We start from the raw sequence: 18,575 nt of genomic DNA on the forward strand, positions 1-18,575 counted from the left end.
GGGGCTGATGCGGTTTAGGTGTTCGCAACCGCACCAAATGCGTACATTGCGATCCGACTTCGCTGTGAAAGTCAGCTGTCGGTATCGCCGCTCAGCCGTTGGGCTCTTGGCTAGTGAATCTTGATTAATTGCCCCCCATCATAAAACGCTTTAGTTTTACTCGGAGGGTGCCTCGACGAGACGGAACGTCCTCGGCTTCGCAGCGCCGTCGGCGGTTACCGCACCAATTCCAGGTGCCGTTCGACGACACAATCTACGAGGAGACGAGCGATGGGCGCGACGACGCCGGACAACATCATGCAGCTTGGCATGGGGTTCTGGGCCTCCAAAGCCATGCTCAGCGCCGTCGAGCTCGGCGTCTTCACCGAGCTCGCAGCCGGCCCGGCCGACCTGAGCGACCTGCAGGCCAGGCTGAAACTGCATCCCCGTTCGGCCCGCGACTTCCTCGATGCCCTGGTGGCCCTGAAGCTGCTCGAACGCGAGGACGGCCGCTATCGCAATGCCATCGATGCGGAACTCTTCCTCGACAAGGCGAAGCCATCCTATATCGGCGGCATCCTCGAAATGGCCAATGCCCGGCTATACGGTTTCTGGGGCTCGCTTACCGAAGCCCTGCAGACCGGAGAGCCGCAGAACGAAGCCAAGTACAGCGAGGACCTCTTTGCTGCGATATACGCGGAACCGGCACGGCTGCGCGGGTTCCTCGAGGCGATGAGCGGGATCAGCGCCGGTCCGGCGCAGGCGATCGCCGCCAAGTTCGACTGGTCGAAATACACGACCTTCGCCGATGTGGGCGCGGCGCAAGGAATGGTGCCGGTGGTGATCGCCCGAGCCCATCCGCATCTCCGGGGACTCGGCTTCGACCTCCCCGCCGTGCAGCCGATATTTGACGAGTTCGTCGCCCGGCAAGGCCTTAGCGACCGCATCGGCTTCCAACAGGGCAATTTCTTCGACAGTCCGATGCCGAATGCGGATGTGATCGTGATGGGGCATATCCTCCACGACTGGGATCTTGCCGAGAAGAGGATGCTGCTGGAAAAAGCCTTCGCCGCGCTGCCGAACGGCGGGGCCCTGATCGTCTACGACGCCGTCATCGACGATGAACGCCGCAGCAACGCCTTCGGCCTGCTGATGAGCTTGAACATGCTGATCGAGACCCGCGGAGGGTTCGACTACACCGGCGCCGACTGCCAGGCCTGGATGCGCGACGCCGGATTCGTTTCCACGCGCGTCGAGCCGTTGGTGGGGCCGGACTCGATGGTGATCGGATTCAAGCCCCACTGAGCGGGAACGGCGACCCCGGCGGGTGTCGCGCCTTGGATGGCGTAGTTTGTCCTTCTGGGAATTCTTGGAAGTTAGCAGCAACGACCCACCACTGTAACAACCGGCGAGGTTTTGCCAAAGACGGTCCTTTATCCACGGGGCGGCGTCACGCCACCCCGACAAGTTGCATTGCGAAACGACCCCCGGATAGAAATCCTGCGACCTGCTGATCCTTCCTCAGGTAGCGGGCAGCGGAAGAGTACCCTGGCTTAGGATTGTGAGATATCTGCGGTAGCTGAAAGACGGCCGAGCGCCTAGTTCTGGACAACCCACGGCGTCCGTATTCACGGGCGCTCGAGGACGCAGTGCTTGCTGCCGATTTCAGCCCGACGATTAGATCATGCGGGGCAGATGCGCCGTACGATGCTTTTTGCGGGATAAGAGCGCGCAAGATGTGAGTGCCGCAGTTATCCGACATGAATGGCTGAGGAACAGACGGCTTACGCCGCCTCCTCCTCATTGAACTCCGGCTGTAAGTCATGCAGGTAATCGACGGCCCGCTGCGCATGCGCTGCCGCTGAAAAGATAGCCCGCTTTTCGTTGCCCAGAACTTTGAGCCAGCCATCGAGATAGCTTGCGTGGTCGGGGCGTGGTTCGAGCTCCGGAACGATGCCGAGATCGGCGCAAAGAAAGCAGCTGCCGAGTTCGGCAATGAGTTCTTCGCGGGCTCGTTCGCTCCGGTCCTTGGAGTACCGGCTGAGATCACGGTCAAGCCTTCGGGGTGCCGCGGTCCAGTGCGTCATCTCGTGGCTCAAGATGGCGACATAGGAGGCATCGTCGCGGAAGGCATCCAGGTGTGGCATCTGGATGTAGTCCCGGGCAGCAGCATAATAGGCGGCCGATCCTCCGTGCCGTATCAGTGCGCCCGTGTTGGCAAAGAAGCGGCCGGCATTGCCGATGCGGCTCATCGGATCCTGGACGGGCTCAATGCACTCGGCCCGCCCATCGAGACCGGTGATCTGATCGGTATTGAATACCGTGTAGGTTTTGAGGAATGGAATATCCCGTTCGATCTCCGCGCCTGTCTCCGTCGTCTCGGCGCGAATAAATGAGCTGGCGAAGACGACGGTTGTGCCGGTTTCGCCCTTGCGGACGGCGGCGCCGAGCTCCTTTGCCTGGCGAAAGGTCATCCACGTTGATGACGCAAAGCCGCGGGCGATGGCTTCCGACCAGAGGAGCAGAACGTTGATGCCGGTGTATGGTTGGCCGTTATGGCGCAGTGGCCGGCTGACCTCGGCTGTCGCATCTTTCGTCGTCCAGGGTCTGGTCCATGGCCGTACGCCCTGTTCGAGATCGGCAATGATCTTGGCGGTGATGCGGCTGTAGATATCGGATCGTTGATTGGATTGCTGCGTGCTCATATCTGAACCTCCGTTTGGAGGTCGCGGCCATCGCGACCTGCTACGGCGGGTCGAAAGCCAGGCAACAAGCGCCGCCTGCACCCGCAGGGCCGCAACGAAGTGAAGGACGGCAAAGCCGTTGCCGGTGGCGCGAGCCTGGCAGGACCAAGAGCCGGGCAGGACGCGATGGCAGCACCATTATCGTGAGGTCGTGAAGGAGGCACAGAGCGGCAAATCCAAGGCTGATACGTCGCTCGCATCGCACATCGCCGGAGCACTGGCTGAACCGCCGCGCCTGACCATCGTGAGGGCGAGCATGCAGCCGATCTTCAATGCCGTTCACCTGACAGGAATTCGCCGGTGTGGGGGCGGTACAAGGGCGCGCCGACCTTATTGGTCTTGGCCTCGGCGACCTTCACCTTTGCCTCGACACGAGCCCGCACGCGCCACCGGCCGCCGCTAAAGGAAGCCCACTATCACCAAGATTTCGCGGCCGGTCATCGGGGCATGTCGTCCGAATGTTGACGGCCATCGATACGCGAGATCGGCACCGTCGGCCGCCGCTATGCAAGGCGGATCATCAGTCCATTTACGGTTGTGGTTTGAGACGACCCGTGTAGAATCGCCTGATCTGAGTTCTTCAAATCATTTGTCAGCTGCCGCGGCCATTTTCTTCATCATGAAAACGTCCCTCAACCATATGCCGCTCCGCAAGCAACGCGAGCTTGGCCGCGTTCTGGAAATTCTCCATGAGGAATTCGAGGATGCGCTGAAAGACGGCACGGCGGAATTCAAGAAGCGCGGCCGGATCCTGAAGATCATCCTGTTCGGCTCCTACGCCAAGGGCGGCTGGGTGGATGAGCCCTTCACGATGAAGGGTTATCGCTCGGATTTCGATCTGCTCATCGTCGTCAACAACCGCAAGCTTTGTGAATTCGCAGAGTACTGGCACAAGGCAGCCGACCGGCTGATCCACGACAAATCGATAGAAACGCCAGTGAGCTTCATTGTCCATTCCAGGCGCGAGGTGAACACCTATCTCAAAGAGGGGCAGTACTTCTTTTCCGATATCCGCAAGGAAGGCATCGTTCTGTACGAACTGGATGATGAACCCCTTTCGGAGCCCAAGGCCCTCTCTTCGGCAGAGCTTTGGAAAGTCGCGAGCGGCCATTTTGATCAGAGGTTTCGGGCAGCCACGCGCTTTCTTCAGATGGCAATGTTAGCGATTGAGCGCCGTTATATAGAGAACGCAGCCTTCGAGCTGCATCAGACGATTGAACAGGCCTATTCTTGTGTCTTGCTGACGCTAACCAATTACGGTCCGCCTTCTCACAATATCAAATTCCTCCGCTCGCTCGCCGAGGAACAGGACCGGCGCTTAGCCGAGGCTTTCCCTCGCGATCAGCACCGCGAGCGTGCTTGGTTCAACACGCTGAACGAAGCGTATGTAAAAGCGCGGTATTCAAAGTACTTTGAGATCAGCGCGGAGGCTCTCGACTGGCTTTCGGAGCAAACGGCTTTGTTGCTTGAGCTGGTCAACACAGTATGCTCCGAGCATCTGGAGGTGCTGGGGCGAAATGGTGGTATTGATGGGAAGACGGCTGAGTGTTCTTGAGGGGAGCAGAACCTTAAATTCTGGTCATTTTACGTCTGGGGCAGTTGAACTGATTCGAACCCACCGCCGTCCCGATATCATGACCTTAATTTTTACGCTTAATCTTGAAAAATCAGCTGCCGATCGAGATCAATACTTACTCATAGGAGGCCGCTCGCGTCCATTACAGGATTTTTACGTAAAAACCCCGCGGCTGTTGCGACCGCGGGGCTTCTCGACGCCTCACCCGGGAGAGGGGATCAGGCAGCCTGGACTTTACGGTTCGTGCGCGCCCATTCGGGCAGCCAGTCGCCGTGAGCGGCGAGCAGGTCGTCGACCAGCGACCAGATCTGGTCGAGGTCGAGCTCGGCCGCAGTGTGCGGATCCATCATCGCGGCGTGGTAGATATGCTCGCGATTTTCCGTCATCAGCGCCTGCACTGTCAGTTCCTGGACGTTGATATTGGTGCGCATCAGCGCCGTCAGCTGCGGTGGCAGGTCGCCGATGAAGGTCGGCTGGATGCCGGAGGCGTCGACGAGGCAGGGCACTTCGGCGGCGCAATTTTCCGGCAGCGAGGTAATGCAGCCATTGTTGCGGAGATTGCCGTAGATGACCGAGGGTTCGCCGGTCCAGACCGAGTTGATGATCGAGGAGGCATATTCCTTCGACGGCGTCACCTCGATCTTGTCGGCCGTGCGATAGGCTTCCGCCTGGCCCTTCCAGCGCTCGATCTGCTCGATGCAGCGTTTCGGATATTCATCGAGCGGAATGCCGAATTTCTCGATCAGGTCCTCGCGGCCTTCCTTGATGAAATAAGGCGTGTATTCGGCGAAGTGCTCCGAGCTTTCGGTGACGAAATAGCCAAGCCTGGTCAGCATCTCGTAGCGCACCTTGTTCGGGCAGCGCGGATTCCAGCCTGGCTTCGGCGCCCTGCCCTCGCGATAGGCGCGCAAGAGATCGGGATAGAGGTTGCGGTAGGAGCCGTCGGCCTGGCGATGCTCGAATTTGAGATAGAAGGCCATGTGGTTGATGCCGGCGGCGCGATAGCGGATTTCCTCGTAGGGAATGTCGAGGTCGTGCGCCAGCTCCATCGCCGTGCCCTGCACCGAATGGCAGAGGCCGACCTGACGGATCGTCGGGTATTTCTCCGATATCGCCCAGGTGTTGATCGCCATCGGGTTGACATATTGCAGCATGATCGCCTCGGGGCAGACGGCGAGCATGTCCTCGCAGACCTTCCAGAGATGCGGCACGGTGCGCAAGCCCCGCATGATGCCGCCGACGCCGAGCGTGTCGGCAATCGTCTGGCGCAGCCCGTATTTCTTCGGCACTTCGAAATCGGTAACGGTGCAGGGCTCGTAGCCGCCGATCTGGAAGGCGACGACGACGAAATCGGCGCCTGAAAGCGCCTTTCGCTGATCGGAATAGGTCTCGGCCTTGGCCTTGACCCCGAGCGTCGAGATCAGCTTGTTGACGACGATCGAGCTTTCTTCCAGCCGCTGCGGATTGAGATCCATCAGCGCAATTGTCGCGCCCGAGAGCGCCGGACGCTGAAGCACGTCGCCGATGATGTTCTTCATGAAGACGGTGGAGCCTGCTCCGATGAAGGTGATTTTGGGATTTCCTGCCATTATAGCCTCCGGCATTCGATAATCATGCTACCTCGAAAGCGGCCTTGACGAGCCGTTCGGTGTAAGCGGTCTTGGGATTGGTGAGAACTTCGTTGACGGGTCCCTCTTCCATGATCCTGCCGTGCTGCATGACGATGACGCGATGGCACAGAGCGCGGACGACCTTGAGGTCGTGGGAGATGAAGAGGTAGCTCAAGCCGCGCTCGTCCTGCAGCTTGCGCAACAGTTCGATGATCTGCGCCTGGACGGACAGATCGAGTGCGGAAGTCGGCTCGTCGAGCAGGATGAATTCCGGCTCCAGCGCAATGGCGCGGGCAATCGCGATGCGCTGGCGCTGACCGCCGGAAAATTCATGCGGAAAACGCGACAGGATATTGCCGGGCATGCCGGCGGCAATAAGCGCCTCGCGCACCCGATCCTGCCGTTCGGCCCTCGTGGCGCCGAGCCGGTTAACGACAAGGCCTTCCTCGATGATCTGGCCGATCGTCATGCGCGGGTTGAGCGAGGAAAACGGGTCTTGGAACACCACCTGCATGCGGGCACGGAAGGGCCGCATCTCGGCCCTGGAAAGCCCGTGGATCGGCTGGCGATCGAAATGAATCTCGCCGGCCTGCGGCGTGTTCAGCCGCAAGATCGCCTGGCCAAAGGTTGTCTTGCCGGAGCCGGATTCGCCGACGAGACCGAGGGTTTCGTGGCGGCGCAGCGTCAGGCTCAGGCTGTCGACGGCGACGAGCTCACGCATCTCCGGTTTCAGGAAGGTGCCGTGGCGCAGCATGAAGCCGACCCGCACGCCCTTGGCATCGAGGATGATGTCGGAGCCCTCCGGCAGCGGATTGGCCTGCCCACGCGGCTCGGAGGCGAGCAGATGCTTGGTATAGGGGTGCTGCGGTTTGGCGAACAGCGCCTCGGTCACATTGTGCTCGCGTACCTCGCCATGCTGCATGACGTAGACGTAGTCGGAGAACTGCCGAACCACCGTCAGATCGTGAGTGATGAGGATGACCGCCATCCCCAGCTCTTTCTGGAGGCTGCGGATCAGGTTGAGGATCTGCGCCTGCACGGTGACGTCAAGCGCCGTCGTCGGCTCGTCGGCGATCAAGACGTCGGGATCGTTGGCGAGCGCCATGGCGATCATCACGCGCTGGCGCTGGCCGCCGGAAAGCTGATGCGGATATTGTTTCAGCCGCGCGCCCGGGTCGGGGATCTGCACATGTTCGAGCAGTTCGAGCGCGCGTTTTTCCGCATCCCTCTTGCTCACCCGGCGGTGGACTCGGATCGCCTCGACGATCTGGCTGCCGATCGTATAGATCGGGTTCAGCGAGCTCATCGGTTCCTGGAAGATCATCGAGATGCGGTCGCCACGCAGCTTGCGGCGCGCCCGCTCGGAAAACTTCAGGATGTTGCTGCCGTCATAGGAGACCGTCGAATTATCGGAGACGACGGCGCGTTTCGACAGGAGCCCCATCACCGTACGCGCCGTCACCGATTTGCCGGAGCCGGATTCGCCGACGATGGCGATCGTCTCGCCGCGATAAAGCTGGAAGGAGACGTCCTTGACGGCTTCAACCATGCCGCCCTCGACCTTGAAATTCACCGCCACGTTGCGCGCATCGATGATCGGCGTTTCCGAGCGGCCGTCATGGTCATGGCGGATGAGCGGGGCGAAGGAATTGACCAGTGCAAGAGCCATATCAATCACCTCAATAGGGATCGACAGCGTCGCGCAGTCCGTCACCGAGCGCATTGAAGGCGAAGACGGTGACGAGCACGAAGCCGACGGGGGAGAGAATCCAGGGATAGGAACCGATGACCGAGTAGGTCGCCGTGTCCTGCAGCATCAGCCCCCAGGAAATCAGCGGGGGCTTAACGGCGAACCCGAGGAAACCGAGGAAGGATTCCAACAGTACGACGCTCGGTATGGCGAGCGTCACCGCGACGATGACGTGGCTCAATACGTTGGGCAGAATATGCTGGATGATGATGCGCCGGTCGGTGGCGCCGACCGCCATTGCCGCCCGGACGTAGTCGATCCGGGCAAGCGCCAGGGTTTTGCCGCGCACCTCGCGCGACATCTGCGCCCAGCCGAGCGCCGACATCACGACGATAACGAAGGCGAGGAATACATTGGTCGGCGCGGTCACCGGGATCAGCGAGGTCAGCGCCAGATAGAGCGGCAGTTGCGGGAAGGCGAGGACCAGTTCGACGAAGCGCTGCAGCCAGACATCGAAGGTGCCGCCGAAATAGCCCGACACCATGCCGACGGTCGTGCCGATGAGCGTGACGATGAAGACCACGGTCAGCGCGATCATCAGAGAGATCCGCGAGCCGATGATGGCACGCGACAGCACATCCCGGCCGAACTTGTCAGTGCCGAGGAAATGCACCGGCTGGCCGTCGGTCGAGCCGAAGAAGTGCCGGTCGGCCGCAATGAGGCCAAACAGCTTGTACTCCGCGCCCTTGACGAAGAAACCGAGCAGCCGCGGATTGTCGTAGTCCATACCGACGATCGGCTGGAAGGTGACAGGGTCGAGCTCCTCGGAATCCGACAGCGCATAGACGCGCGGCTGGAAGACGAAATTTCCGTTCTTATCGTGAAAGCTCATCACCTGCGGCGGCGCAAAGCCGACATCGGTTGCCTTGGGATCCATTGGCGCGAAAAAATCTGCAAAGACTGCCATGAGGAGCAAGAGCCCGACGAGCACCAGCCCGGCCATGCCGGTCCAGGAGCGCCGCAGCCGGCGCCAGACGAGCGCCAGGTAACTTTCGCTGCCATGCGAGGGCTTCTTGATTGCGGGTTCGGTTGTCGGTGGGGTCTCGGATGAATCGAAAGCAAGCATCTCAGGCTCCTCCGAACTGGCGCACGCGCGGATCAAGCAGAGCGAGCAGCATGTCGGCGATGATATTGCCGACGATCAGCGTTGCCGACAGAACCATCATGAAGGTCGCCGTGACATAGACGTCGCCGACCGCCATCGAGCCAACGATCGCCGGACCGACGGTCGGCAGCGCGAAGATGATCGCCGTTTCGATCTCGCCGGTCAGCATGTAGGGCAGAACGACACCCTGGTACATGACGAGCGGATGCAGGGCGTTCGGCACCGCATGGCGCATCACCACCGCCCCGCCGGTAAGCCCCTTGGCCTTGGCCGTCTCGACATATTGCGCATTCAGCGTGTCGAGCAGATTGCCGCGCATGACGCGCATATTGTAGGCGAGCCCGCCGAAGGTGGCGATCGCAACGACCGGCCAGACATGGTGGACGAGGTCGACGAATTTCGCCCAGGACCAGGGCGCCCCGCCATATTGCGGCGAGAAGAAGCTGCCGATTTCGGACACGTTGAACTGGAAGACCAGGAGATAGACGATGATCAGCGCCATCAGGAAGCGCGGCACCGTCATGCCGAGGAAAGAAATCGCCGATAGCGTGCTGTCGATCCAGCTATATTGCCGCGTCGCTGCCCAGATGCCGAAGCCGATGCCGAGCACGGATGCGAAGATGTGGCAGACGAGCGCCAGCAGCAAGGTCCGCGGCAGACGCTCGCCGACGACATCGGCGACCGGCTTGTTGTAGAACATGCTGTAGCCGAAATCGCCGCGTGTGACGATACCGCCGATCCAGTTGACGTATTGGACGACCAGCGGCTTATCGAGGCCGTGTTCGACCCGGTAGGCCTGCGCCTGGGCTTCGGCTTGGGCGTAAGATGCGCCGCCCTGATTGATCAGCTGGGATCTTATATAATCGGCATAATCGCCGGGCGGGGCCTGGATGATCGCGAAAGTCACCACGCTCAGGATGAAAAGAACAGGGACCGCGGAGGCTATGCGCACGAGCAGGAATCGTAACATCGGACGGTTCGCTTACCTTGCCGCCAGTCGCTCCTTGTCGGCGCGGCCGGCTTTGTTGGTCATATCAGGCCGCGCGCCACGCGCGGCCTGAATCTCATTTTCAGCTGGGAGGTAACTCCAGCGCGTCGCATCAAGATGCGACGCGTATTTGTTTCATGCATCAGTTGATCGGACCCTTGTCGCCGGGTTTGCCGGGCAGCTGCTCGGGGAACAGCTCGTATTTGCCCTGCTTGTCGGAGGCCACCCACAGGCGTTCGCGGATGATCGAGTCTTCAGCCCAGTTGAACATGAAGATCGGCGTGCCCTGCGGGACGTTCGAGAAGCGCTTGTTGATGATCAGCGCGCCCGGATATTCCGTCAGACCGACGGTGTTGACGTGCTCGGTCGAGATCTTCTGATACTGCTTCATCAGGTCGACGCGCTCGTCATTGTTCTGGCTGGTCGTGAACTTGTTGACGACATCGACCATTTCCTTTTCGAAGGGCATCAGATCGAGCTGGTCCTCCTTGCCGGCGCGATGGTGCCAGCTGGTGCGCGGGCCGACCGGGGCAAGCTGCTCGGTATTCTGCACCACCGACGACAATTCGGTCGTGTTGCGCTGGATCAGCCAATCGAAGCGGCCGCCATAGTGGGCTTCGTCACGCTTGGCACCGTCGAGGCCGTTGAGGATGACCTTCAGCCCGAGCTTCTCCATCTGGCCGACCACACCTTCGGCAAGGCTCTTGTCGGTTGTGTAGTCGTTGTTGACGAGCATGACGATTTCGACATCCTTGCCGCCGGCCGTGCCGGCCGGGAAGTTCACAATGCCGTCGCCGTCGGTATCCTTCAGGCCCGCTTTGGCGAGTTCAGCCTTGGCGCCCTTGAGATCAAAGGGATAGTAGACCGTGGAGTTGCGGTCGTAGAAGCTGGTGCCGGAGGAAAGCCCACCCGGATAAATGGCCGTGAACGGTCCCTTGACCAGCGAGTCGCCGATCGCCTTGCGGTCGAGCGCCATGGTGACCGCCTTACGGAAGTCCTCGTTGCGGTTCAATTCGCGGATCGCCTGGCCGCGCTCGTCCGGATTGCCCCAGCCATTGGCGGAGAAGTTCATGCGCAGGTTATAGCCGATCAGGCGCGGCCCGAAGGCAAGCCGGGCGGGCGCGGTCTTTTCTGCGGCGCGCTTCAGCGAAGCGACGAAGTTTTCCGGCTGCTCGAGGTTGGAGATATCGGCAGATCCGGCCACGGCCTGAACATCGCGATCAGCCCAGGTCGAGAGCTTGTAGTGCAGCTCGTTGAGGTAGGGTAGCTGGTTGCCCTTCTCGTCGACCTTCCAGTAATAGGGGTTGCGGCGGAGCACGATGATGTCGTCGGGGCGATATTCCACCGGCACCCAGGCGCCCATCACAGGCATGTTCATGAACTCAGGCGGGAAGGCGTTCTTGAACTGGTCGTAGGTGTTCTTCGAATATTTCGGATGCTGAGGTTTAAGGATATGCGACGGACCCGGGCAGAAGTTCGGGTAGGACATCGTGTAAAGGTATTGCTTGGGGAAGGCTTCCTTGAAGGTCCATTCGACGGTGTAGTCGTCGATCTTCTTCAGGGTCGTGCCGACACCGAAGGCCTCAGGCGAGGCGCCGCCGCCAAGCGGCGAGACGTTCGGATCGACTACTTCGTCGTCCCAGTAGAACATGATGTCGTCGGCATTGAACGGCGCGCCGTCGGACCACTTGGCGCCCTCGATCAGATGCATGGTCAGCTTATGGCCGTCCTCCGACCAGTCCCAGCTCTTGGCAAGATTCGGCAGCGGCTCCGTATCCTGGGCCTTCACCTGGAAGAGCGGCGCGGTGCGCGTCAGGCATTCAGAAAGGCCGATATCGATGCCGCCCCAGCCCTGGGTCTGGCCGGCCCCGTAGTTCCAGCCTTCCGGCCGGCCGCCGATGACGTGGCGCATCGTATCGCCGTAAACACCGATGCCGTCGGGCATATTGCCCGTCTTGAAGACCAGCGGCTCCTTCGGCAGACGGTCCTTGACCGGCGGCAGCTTGCCGCCGGAGACGAAATTCTTCGTTACCCAATCGGGCTCGTGATATTCGGGCAGCGCCTTGAACTCCAGGATGGAGTCGCGCGCGACATAGTTGATCTTGCCTTCGGCCGGAAAGTCCGGCGGCACCGGCGGGACGGTTGGTTCGGACGCATGGGCATGCAGCGCCAAGACCGAAACGCCAAGCGTCAGTCCGGCCAGAATGCCTGCTTTGCGGAAATTCATCATCGTTTCTCCCTCTGTTTCGGAGCGCGGGGGCAGCCGGCTCCATTCTCCTCGAACAGCGTGGAAGCAGGCCTTGTGTCATGGATTTCCCTCCCGGAAATCCATGACAACCCATCTTCCACGAAAAAGTCAGACGGCGTGTTTCAGCGCCGCCTTTTCCGCGCGCAGCTCCTCGATCGAGCGGACGTTGCGGCGTGCGGCCCCCGCCCAGTCGCGGGTCTGCACCTTCGATTTCGACAGCCTCTCCTTGGCGGCCGGAACGGCATCGGCATATTGCGGCAGCCAGCGAGCCTGAGCAACGACCATTTCATCGACCATCTGCCAGACCTCCTCGGGTGTGGAGACGGCGCCGACAAGCGGATCGTGCAGCACGGCAAGCTTCAAGAGGTCGATATCGCCCGAAATCGCCGCATGCACCGACATGCGCTGAACGTTGATCGAAGCGATGCAGGTGGCCGCACAGGCTTCCGGCAGGGTGACGCCCGAAACCATGTTGATGCCGAAGCGATCGACGAAGCCTGGCGATTCAATGATCGCATCGGACGGCAGATTGGTGATCACACCGTTGTTCTTGACGTTGAAATGGCCGCGATAGACCCGGTTCGTTTCCAGCCCCTCCAGAATGTGGCTGGCATGTTCGTTCGAGCGTTTGGCGGGATCGATCGGCTTCGACGCCGATTCGAGGAATTGCGGGAATTCCGTCTCGAACCAGTTGCGCGTTTCCGTCGAGTGCCGGAGGTATCCGCCGGTCTCGCCGTGGATCCAGTCGGACATGTCGATCCAGCGGGTGATTTCCTCCGGCCGCTTGCGGTACCAGGGCAGATATTCGGAAAGGTGGCCGTTACTTTCGGTGGAATAGACGCCGAAGCGCTTCAGCACGTCGATGCGCAATTTCTCCTGCTGCGAATAGACGGGATGCGCCTCGAAGGCGGCGACCAGCTCGTCCTTGCCGATCTTGCGGCCGTTGAGGCGCAGATCAATGAACCAGGTCTGGTGGTTGATGCCGGAGCAGATGTAATCAAGCTCGCGCACCGACTTGGCGCCGAGCACCTCGGCGATCTGTTCGGCGCCGTGCTGGACGCCATGGCAGAGACCGACGGTGTCGACCTTGCCGTATTCGATCGCCGCCCAGGTGTTCATCGCCATCGGGTTGGCGTAGTTGAGGAACTTCGCGCCCGGCTCGGCGACCTCTCTTATATCCTTGCAGAAGTCGAGAATGACCGGGATGTTGCGCTGGCCGTAAAGGATGCCGCCGGCGCAGATCGTATCGCCGACACACTGGTCGATGCCGTATTTCAGCGGGATTCTGATATCGTCGGCATAGGCTTCGAGCCCGCCGACCCTGACGCAGCTGATGACATAACGCGCGCCTTCCAGCGCCTTGCGCCGATCGGTCGTCGCCGTCACCCTGGTCGGCAGCCCGTTCGCCTCCACGACCCGGTCGAGGATCGCCTTGATCATCTCGAGGTTATGTTCGCTGATATCGGTCAGCGCGAATTCGATGTCGCGAAACTCGGGAACGCACAATATGTCGGTAAACAGCTTTTTGGTGAAACCGACGCTGCCCGCACCGATGATAGCGATTTTGAAACTCATGATCTTCACCTCGGACTGATCGAATGCTAGAGAAAAGATGGCCATGGAGGATCAGGCCGCATGCTGGCGCATGTGGTTGAAAAAGCCGCAAAACTGCCTGTTTTCCTCCCGGCCGCTCTATCGGCCGTGGTCTTCTCTTTCTTGTTCGAGCGGGATTATGCCCGAAATCGGCAGGGCGACCAGAGAAGGATTATGCTTTCAGGGGTAATTTTGTGCTGCAGGATTTGATTGCCAACGGACAGGCGATGAGGACGGTTTCGCTGCCCCGCGGCCGGCAGCGATTGCACGCCATGCCGACCAGCGCCGGCTATGAAGTGCGTGAGAACGAGACCTACGACTGGGACGGCCGCCGGCGCGGCCAGACGCCCTTCACCGTGCTGCAGCACACGATCAGCGGCACCGGCCGGCTGCGCTACCAGAACCGCAATTACCGCCTCCAAGGCGGCGATACGCTGCTCGTGCTCGTCCCCCACAATCACCGCTATTGGCTGGAGAAGGGCGAGCGCTGGGAATATTTCTGGATTTCGATGAACGGCGAGGAAACGCTGCGCATCCACAAGCTGGTGCTTTCCACAGCCGGTCCGGTCTTGAAGCTGCAGCCCTCGACCGTCGATCATCTCGCCGATTGCAGCCTGCGTCTGGTCAAGGGCGCGACGTCGGCGGGAGCAGCGTCGGCGATCGCTTATGAAGCGGCGATGGCGCTCTATGACGATGTCTTCAACTCGGCGGCTGTTGCCGCTGAACTCAGCCTCATGCAGCCGGTGATCGACCATATCAACGCCAATCTCGACAAGCCGCTACCGGTCAGCGAACTCGCCGGCATCGTCGGCCTCAGCCGCGCGCATTTTTCCCGCAGCTTCGCCGAGAGCGAAGGCATGCCGCCGGCCGAATTCGTGCTGCAGCAGCGGCTGCAGCGCGCCGTCAAGCTTCTGACCAAGGCGGATTTCCTGCCGGTCAAGGAAGTCGCCATCATGTGCGGCTTCGAGGACGCCAATTATTTCTCCAAAGTCTTCCGCCGCGTCTACGGCACCAATCCCACTGAATTCCGCACGACCGGCATGTATGCCAGCATCGGCAAGCTTCGCTGAAACGGCTGACCACCCGAAAGGCGCAACGCGAAATCCATTGCCAGGTGGCGGTTTGACATCGCCTGAACGAACGGCGATGTTGCTTTTCCGGACCTCTGGCTCGCCCTGCCCGGCGGACGCTGCGAGGAAATGGAATATTCTCAGGGATTATTCGATGACAGCGACGGGGGTTCTTCGCCCGGTCCTTGCCACAGCGGTTCTGGCTACACTCAGCCTTCTCTCGCGAGTTGATTTCGATGCTTGAAAATCCCACATGGTCCGAGGCGCTTTCCGATCCCATCGTCCAGGTGGGAGCGGTTGCCGTGGTCGGCGCGATGGTTACCCGAGTTGCCCTTCGCCCCTTCCCGAGCTGGAAGCTGGCCGGTCAGGTGTTCTTCTTCGCGGCGCTGACCATCCTCCTCCTCTATCACGATATCGTGCCCTACGAGGTGAGCCCGACATCGTCCTCCGCCTTCGAACGTGTCTTCATCGGGATTGCCAAGGTGGTCTGGTGGATCAACGCCGCGTGGGCGTTGATCGCCTTCGTTCGTGTCTTCCTGATCTTCGAACGTCAACCACGGGAGGGACGCCTCGTTCAGGATCTGGTCATCGGCCTGATCTATCTCGGCGCGATCCTTTCCGTGGTGGCCTATGTCTTCAGCTTTCCCGTCGGAACGCTGATCGCCACCTCGGGCGTCTTCGCCATCATCCTCGGCCTGGCACTGCAGAGCACGCTGAACGACGTCTTTTCCGGCATCGCCCTCAATCTCGGCCGGCCTTACACAATCGGTGATTGGATCGTCCTCAACGATGGCGTCGAAGGGCGTGTCGTCGAAACCAACTGGCGTTCCACGCATCTCCTGAACGGCACGAACGATCTCGTCATCCTGCCCAACAGCTTCCTTGCCAAGGTGGGGCTGACCAACCTCAGCAGCCCCGACCGCAGCCACGGCGTCATGCTGACGGTCCGCGTCGTACCGACTGCGGGGCCATCGACGATCGTCGAGGCGATGCGCACCGTGCTTTTGAGCAGCGGCTCTATCCTGACGGAACCAAAGCCCGGCGTGCAGGTCAAGTCGCTCAATGCCGATGCGGTGGAGGTGGAGCTTTCTTTTGGCGTCAGGGATATTGGCCACGCCGGGCTGGCGAAGAATGAGATATTCGATCTTATCTACCGCCACATCAAGGCGGCCGGCCTCACCCTGGCGCGGCCGATCGATGCCGCAGGCCCGCCGTCCGACCGGGTGCAGCCGGAAGAAATGGCAGGGCAGCATCGTCCGACGCCGCTCAAGCTTCTCGATGCCATCCCCCTGTTTGCCTCGTTGACGGAGGACGAGAAGGAGACGCTGGCCGCCTCGATGACGCGGCGGACCTTCAAGAAGGATGCGATTCTGATCGAACAGGGGGATACGGTCGCTTCGCTGATGATCGTGCGCAGCGGCGCCGTCATCGCGACACGCAAGGAAGGCCAAAAGGAAATCGAAGTCGGACGATTGGCACCGGGCGACTATTTCGGCGAGAGCGGACTGCTGATTGGCGCCGGCGAAGCGGCAAGCCTGCGCGCCCTCACCTTCGTGGTCATTTACGAAATTGCACAGACCAGTCTGACACCGTTGCTGCACGACAGGCCCGGCATCGCCGAGGAGCTTGCCGCCACCCTGACCCACCGCATCGAGACCGGCCAGCATTCCTTCGTGACCGAAGGCGCAACACTGAACGGCAGCTCGATGACTTCGCTGCTGATGCGAATCCGCCACCTGTTCCAGGTGCCGCAATAGCAGTCAGTGCCACTGCCATGCGCTGAAACACGACTGATGCGCCTTACGCCCGCACCTCGAACACCATGTTGAACGGCGTTTCGGTTGCACGGCGGAAATGCGTGAAGCCGGCGTCGAGTGCAACCTTTCGAAGCCTCATTTCTCCGGCCTGAGCGCCGAGCCCTAGCCCCACCTCCTGGGAGAGCGATGCCGGTGTGCAGATCATCGTCGACGCCCCATAATAGACGCGGCCCACCGGATTGAGATTGTCCTTCAGGTGATCATGGGCGAAGGGTTCGACGATGAGCCATGTCCCATTCGGCGCAAGCGTTTCCTTGACATGCCGCCCGGCGCCGACCGGATCGCCCATGTCGTGGAGGCAGTCGAACATGGCGACCATATCATAACCGCGCCCCGGAAATTCGGCCGCCTTGCCCTGCTCGAACGTCACGCGATCGGCGACGCCAGCCTCTTTGGCGGCGGCCTTTGCCCTTTCGATCGACGGGCCGTGATAATCGAAGCCGGTGAACCGCGAGGCGGGATAGGCCTGCGCCATCAGGATGGTCGAGGCGCCGTGACCGCAGCCGACATCGGCGACGCTGGCGCCCGCCTTCAGCTTTTCCTCCATCCCGGCAAGAGCCGGAATCCATTCATTCACCAGATGGCTGTTGTAGCCCGGGCGAAAGAACCGTTCGGTTCCGCGGAATAGGCAGGTGCTGTGTTCATGCCAGCCGAGACCCTTTCCAGTGCGGAAGGCATCGGCGACTTTCGGCTCGTCCATCCACATGGATTGCACAACCTCGAAAGCGCCCACGAAGAAGGCGGGGCTGTTTTCCTCGGCGAACACCATCGCCTGTTCCGGCGTCAGGCTGAAACGATCCGATTTTTCATCATAGCTGACATATTCCGCCGCCGCCTGGGCGCTGAGCCATTCCCTGAGGTAGCGCTCCTTCACCCCCGTTTTCGCGGCAAGCTGCTCGACGCTCAAAGGCGTCCCATCGGCCATCGCCTTGAAGATTCCGACTTTGTCACCGAGCACGACCAAGGCGCCCGACACGGCGGCGCCGACGTCGCCAACAAGACGACCGACAAGAGCATCGAGTTTCTGCATGTCCGGCTCACGCATTGCAACCTCCCCGGCGCGTGATAAGAGGGCTTAAATTAGGCCTTGGTGATATTCAGTCAATCAACCCTCCTATCGCCCAATAGGGTAGCGGGTTCGATCCGTATCAGCACATTCGCTTGCTTTCTTCGCCGGCGCTCACATCTCTCATAGTGCTGACCGAGTCCAACCATCCGTGTACCAATGCCAATTGATGACTTTTCTCTATCCGCATCTCAGTGCCGCGCGGCACGAGCTCTTATCGCGTGGTCTGAGGACGATCTATCTTCAGCCGCGAAAATCCCTAAGGCGACGATTGCCCGTTTCGAAGCCGGGAAGCTTTCCCCTGACGAGCAGACCCTGCGGGACCTGAAGGAGAGTTTGGAGGCAGCGGGCGTTCTTTTCATCCCGGAGAATGGTGGCGGCGCGGGCGTTCGCTTGGCAAGACCGGCATCGGCTTCTATAGACACTGACGAGACCGAGACGGTCCAATACGAAGAGCATCTCAAAAACGACGCCCCTCCCGGCGCTGGCGGTTGAATGGCAAAGAAACAGAAGCTTGAGCACTCCGAATTGGCGGGGGAATTTACCGAAGACGGGGTTACGGTGCTCGTCGATATCTTTCGAGCCGCCGGCAGCAATGAAGACTGGACGATGGAAGTCGTCACCCAGGCAGAGGACCTGATCCAGTGGGACGAGCCGTTCGCGACGGACCGCGAAGCTTTCGACGAATTCCTCGCGGTCGTGGCGCGGGACGGCATCCGCTCCTTTCTCGACGACGAACCTTCCGTGCATTGAGGGCCGGCCGTGAAGAGTATCAATGATCTCGTCGCCTCGGCGAAAACCGTCTGCGACCGATACCGGGCCGGCCGGATGGAGCGCGAGACCGTGCGGGAATGGGTCCTTCGGCTGGGCGCCTATCCCCCGCCGCACGGGGACCGCGTGCGCGAAGCGGCCGAATGGTTCCGCCTGCACAATCGCGAGCCGGTTTCCGACGATATAGTGCTCGGAGACATCGACCGGCTCAACGCAATTGCAGCGCCGTGATCCGGGCAGGCGAGCTCTATCTGGAAT

Annotated in this window: 15 protein-coding genes; 7 read left to right on the forward strand and 8 right to left on the reverse strand. The window is 60.8% G+C overall.

What is annotated here, in order from left to right:
• The first annotated feature begins 270 nt into the window (after positions 1-270).
• Positions 271-1,284, forward strand: a complete 1,014-nt coding sequence (locus PH551_RS25725) for a methyltransferase (protein WP_085780946.1) — start codon at positions 271-273, stop codon at positions 1,282-1,284.
• Between the two features lie 479 nt (positions 1,285-1,763).
• Here PH551_RS25725 and PH551_RS25730 read toward each other — a convergent pair whose 3' ends face one another.
• The gene (locus PH551_RS25730) at positions 1,764-2,684 is read right to left on the reverse strand and encodes an ArdC family protein (protein WP_285195543.1); all 921 of its coding nucleotides are present in this window, start codon (positions 2,682-2,684) and stop codon (positions 1,764-1,766) included.
• Between the two features lie 658 nt (positions 2,685-3,342).
• On the opposite strand from PH551_RS25730, the gene PH551_RS25735 reads away from it, so the two are divergent.
• Complete coding sequence (locus PH551_RS25735) at positions 3,343-4,278, forward strand: nucleotidyltransferase and HEPN domain-containing protein (RefSeq protein WP_285195591.1); 936 nt, start codon at positions 3,343-3,345, stop codon at positions 4,276-4,278.
• Positions 4,279-4,517: 239 nt separating this feature from the next.
• Here PH551_RS25735 and melA (PH551_RS25740) read toward each other — a convergent pair whose 3' ends face one another.
• From melA (PH551_RS25740) to melA (PH551_RS25765), 6 genes are all read right to left on the reverse strand, one after another.
• On the reverse strand, positions 4,518-5,888 hold the full coding sequence (gene melA, locus PH551_RS25740) for an alpha-glucosidase/alpha-galactosidase (protein WP_285195544.1): 1,371 nt from the start codon (positions 5,886-5,888) through the stop codon (positions 4,518-4,520).
• 22 nt (positions 5,889-5,910) lie between these two features.
• On the reverse strand, positions 5,911-7,578 hold the full coding sequence (locus PH551_RS25745; RefSeq protein WP_285195545.1) for an ABC transporter ATP-binding protein: 1,668 nt from the start codon (positions 7,576-7,578) through the stop codon (positions 5,911-5,913).
• Between the two features lie 10 nt (positions 7,579-7,588).
• A complete protein-coding gene (locus PH551_RS25750) occupies positions 7,589-8,725 on the reverse strand; it encodes an ABC transporter permease (protein WP_285195546.1) in 1,137 nt (378 codons plus the stop codon).
• A gap of 1 nt (position 8,726) precedes the next feature.
• On the reverse strand, positions 8,727-9,734 hold the full coding sequence (locus PH551_RS25755) for an ABC transporter permease (RefSeq protein ID WP_285195547.1): 1,008 nt from the start codon (positions 9,732-9,734) through the stop codon (positions 8,727-8,729).
• A gap of 160 nt (positions 9,735-9,894) precedes the next feature.
• On the reverse strand, positions 9,895-11,982 hold the full coding sequence (locus PH551_RS25760; protein ID WP_285195548.1) for an ABC transporter substrate-binding protein: 2,088 nt from the start codon (positions 11,980-11,982) through the stop codon (positions 9,895-9,897).
• 126 nt (positions 11,983-12,108) lie between these two features.
• Positions 12,109-13,575, reverse strand: a complete 1,467-nt coding sequence (gene melA / locus PH551_RS25765) for an alpha-glucosidase/alpha-galactosidase (protein WP_085781269.1) — start codon at positions 13,573-13,575, stop codon at positions 12,109-12,111.
• A gap of 245 nt (positions 13,576-13,820) precedes the next feature.
• Between melA (PH551_RS25765) and PH551_RS25770 the strand changes: the two genes are divergently transcribed.
• Together PH551_RS25770 and PH551_RS25775 are read left to right on the forward strand one after the other, a co-directional pair.
• The gene (locus PH551_RS25770) at positions 13,821-14,663 is read left to right on the forward strand and encodes an AraC family transcriptional regulator (RefSeq protein ID WP_085781270.1); all 843 of its coding nucleotides are present in this window, start codon (positions 13,821-13,823) and stop codon (positions 14,661-14,663) included.
• A gap of 236 nt (positions 14,664-14,899) precedes the next feature.
• The gene (locus tag PH551_RS25775; protein ID WP_285195549.1) at positions 14,900-16,420 is read left to right on the forward strand and encodes a mechanosensitive ion channel family protein; all 1,521 of its coding nucleotides are present in this window, start codon (positions 14,900-14,902) and stop codon (positions 16,418-16,420) included.
• A 43-nt stretch (positions 16,421-16,463) separates the two neighbouring features.
• Here PH551_RS25775 and PH551_RS25780 read toward each other — a convergent pair whose 3' ends face one another.
• On the reverse strand, positions 16,464-17,525 hold the full coding sequence (locus PH551_RS25780) for a class I SAM-dependent methyltransferase (RefSeq protein WP_285195550.1): 1,062 nt from the start codon (positions 17,523-17,525) through the stop codon (positions 16,464-16,466).
• A 180-nt stretch (positions 17,526-17,705) separates the two neighbouring features.
• Between PH551_RS25780 and PH551_RS25785 the strand changes: the two genes are divergently transcribed.
• The 3 genes from PH551_RS25785 to PH551_RS25795 are packed head-to-tail and all read left to right on the forward strand — an operon-like array spanning position 17,706 to position 18,548.
• A complete protein-coding gene (locus PH551_RS25785; RefSeq protein WP_285195551.1) occupies positions 17,706-18,041 on the forward strand; it encodes a helix-turn-helix domain-containing protein in 336 nt (111 codons plus the stop codon).
• Complete coding sequence (locus PH551_RS25790; RefSeq protein WP_183704548.1) at positions 18,042-18,299, forward strand: hypothetical protein; 258 nt, start codon at positions 18,042-18,044, stop codon at positions 18,297-18,299.
• A 9-nt stretch (positions 18,300-18,308) separates the two neighbouring features.
• A complete protein-coding gene (locus PH551_RS25795; protein ID WP_085780936.1) occupies positions 18,309-18,548 on the forward strand; it encodes a hypothetical protein in 240 nt (79 codons plus the stop codon).
• Positions 18,549-18,575 lie beyond the last annotated feature (27 nt).

The organism is Rhizobium atlanticum, assembly GCF_030182485.1.
Lineage (GTDB): Bacteria > Pseudomonadota > Alphaproteobacteria > Rhizobiales > Rhizobiaceae > Rhizobium.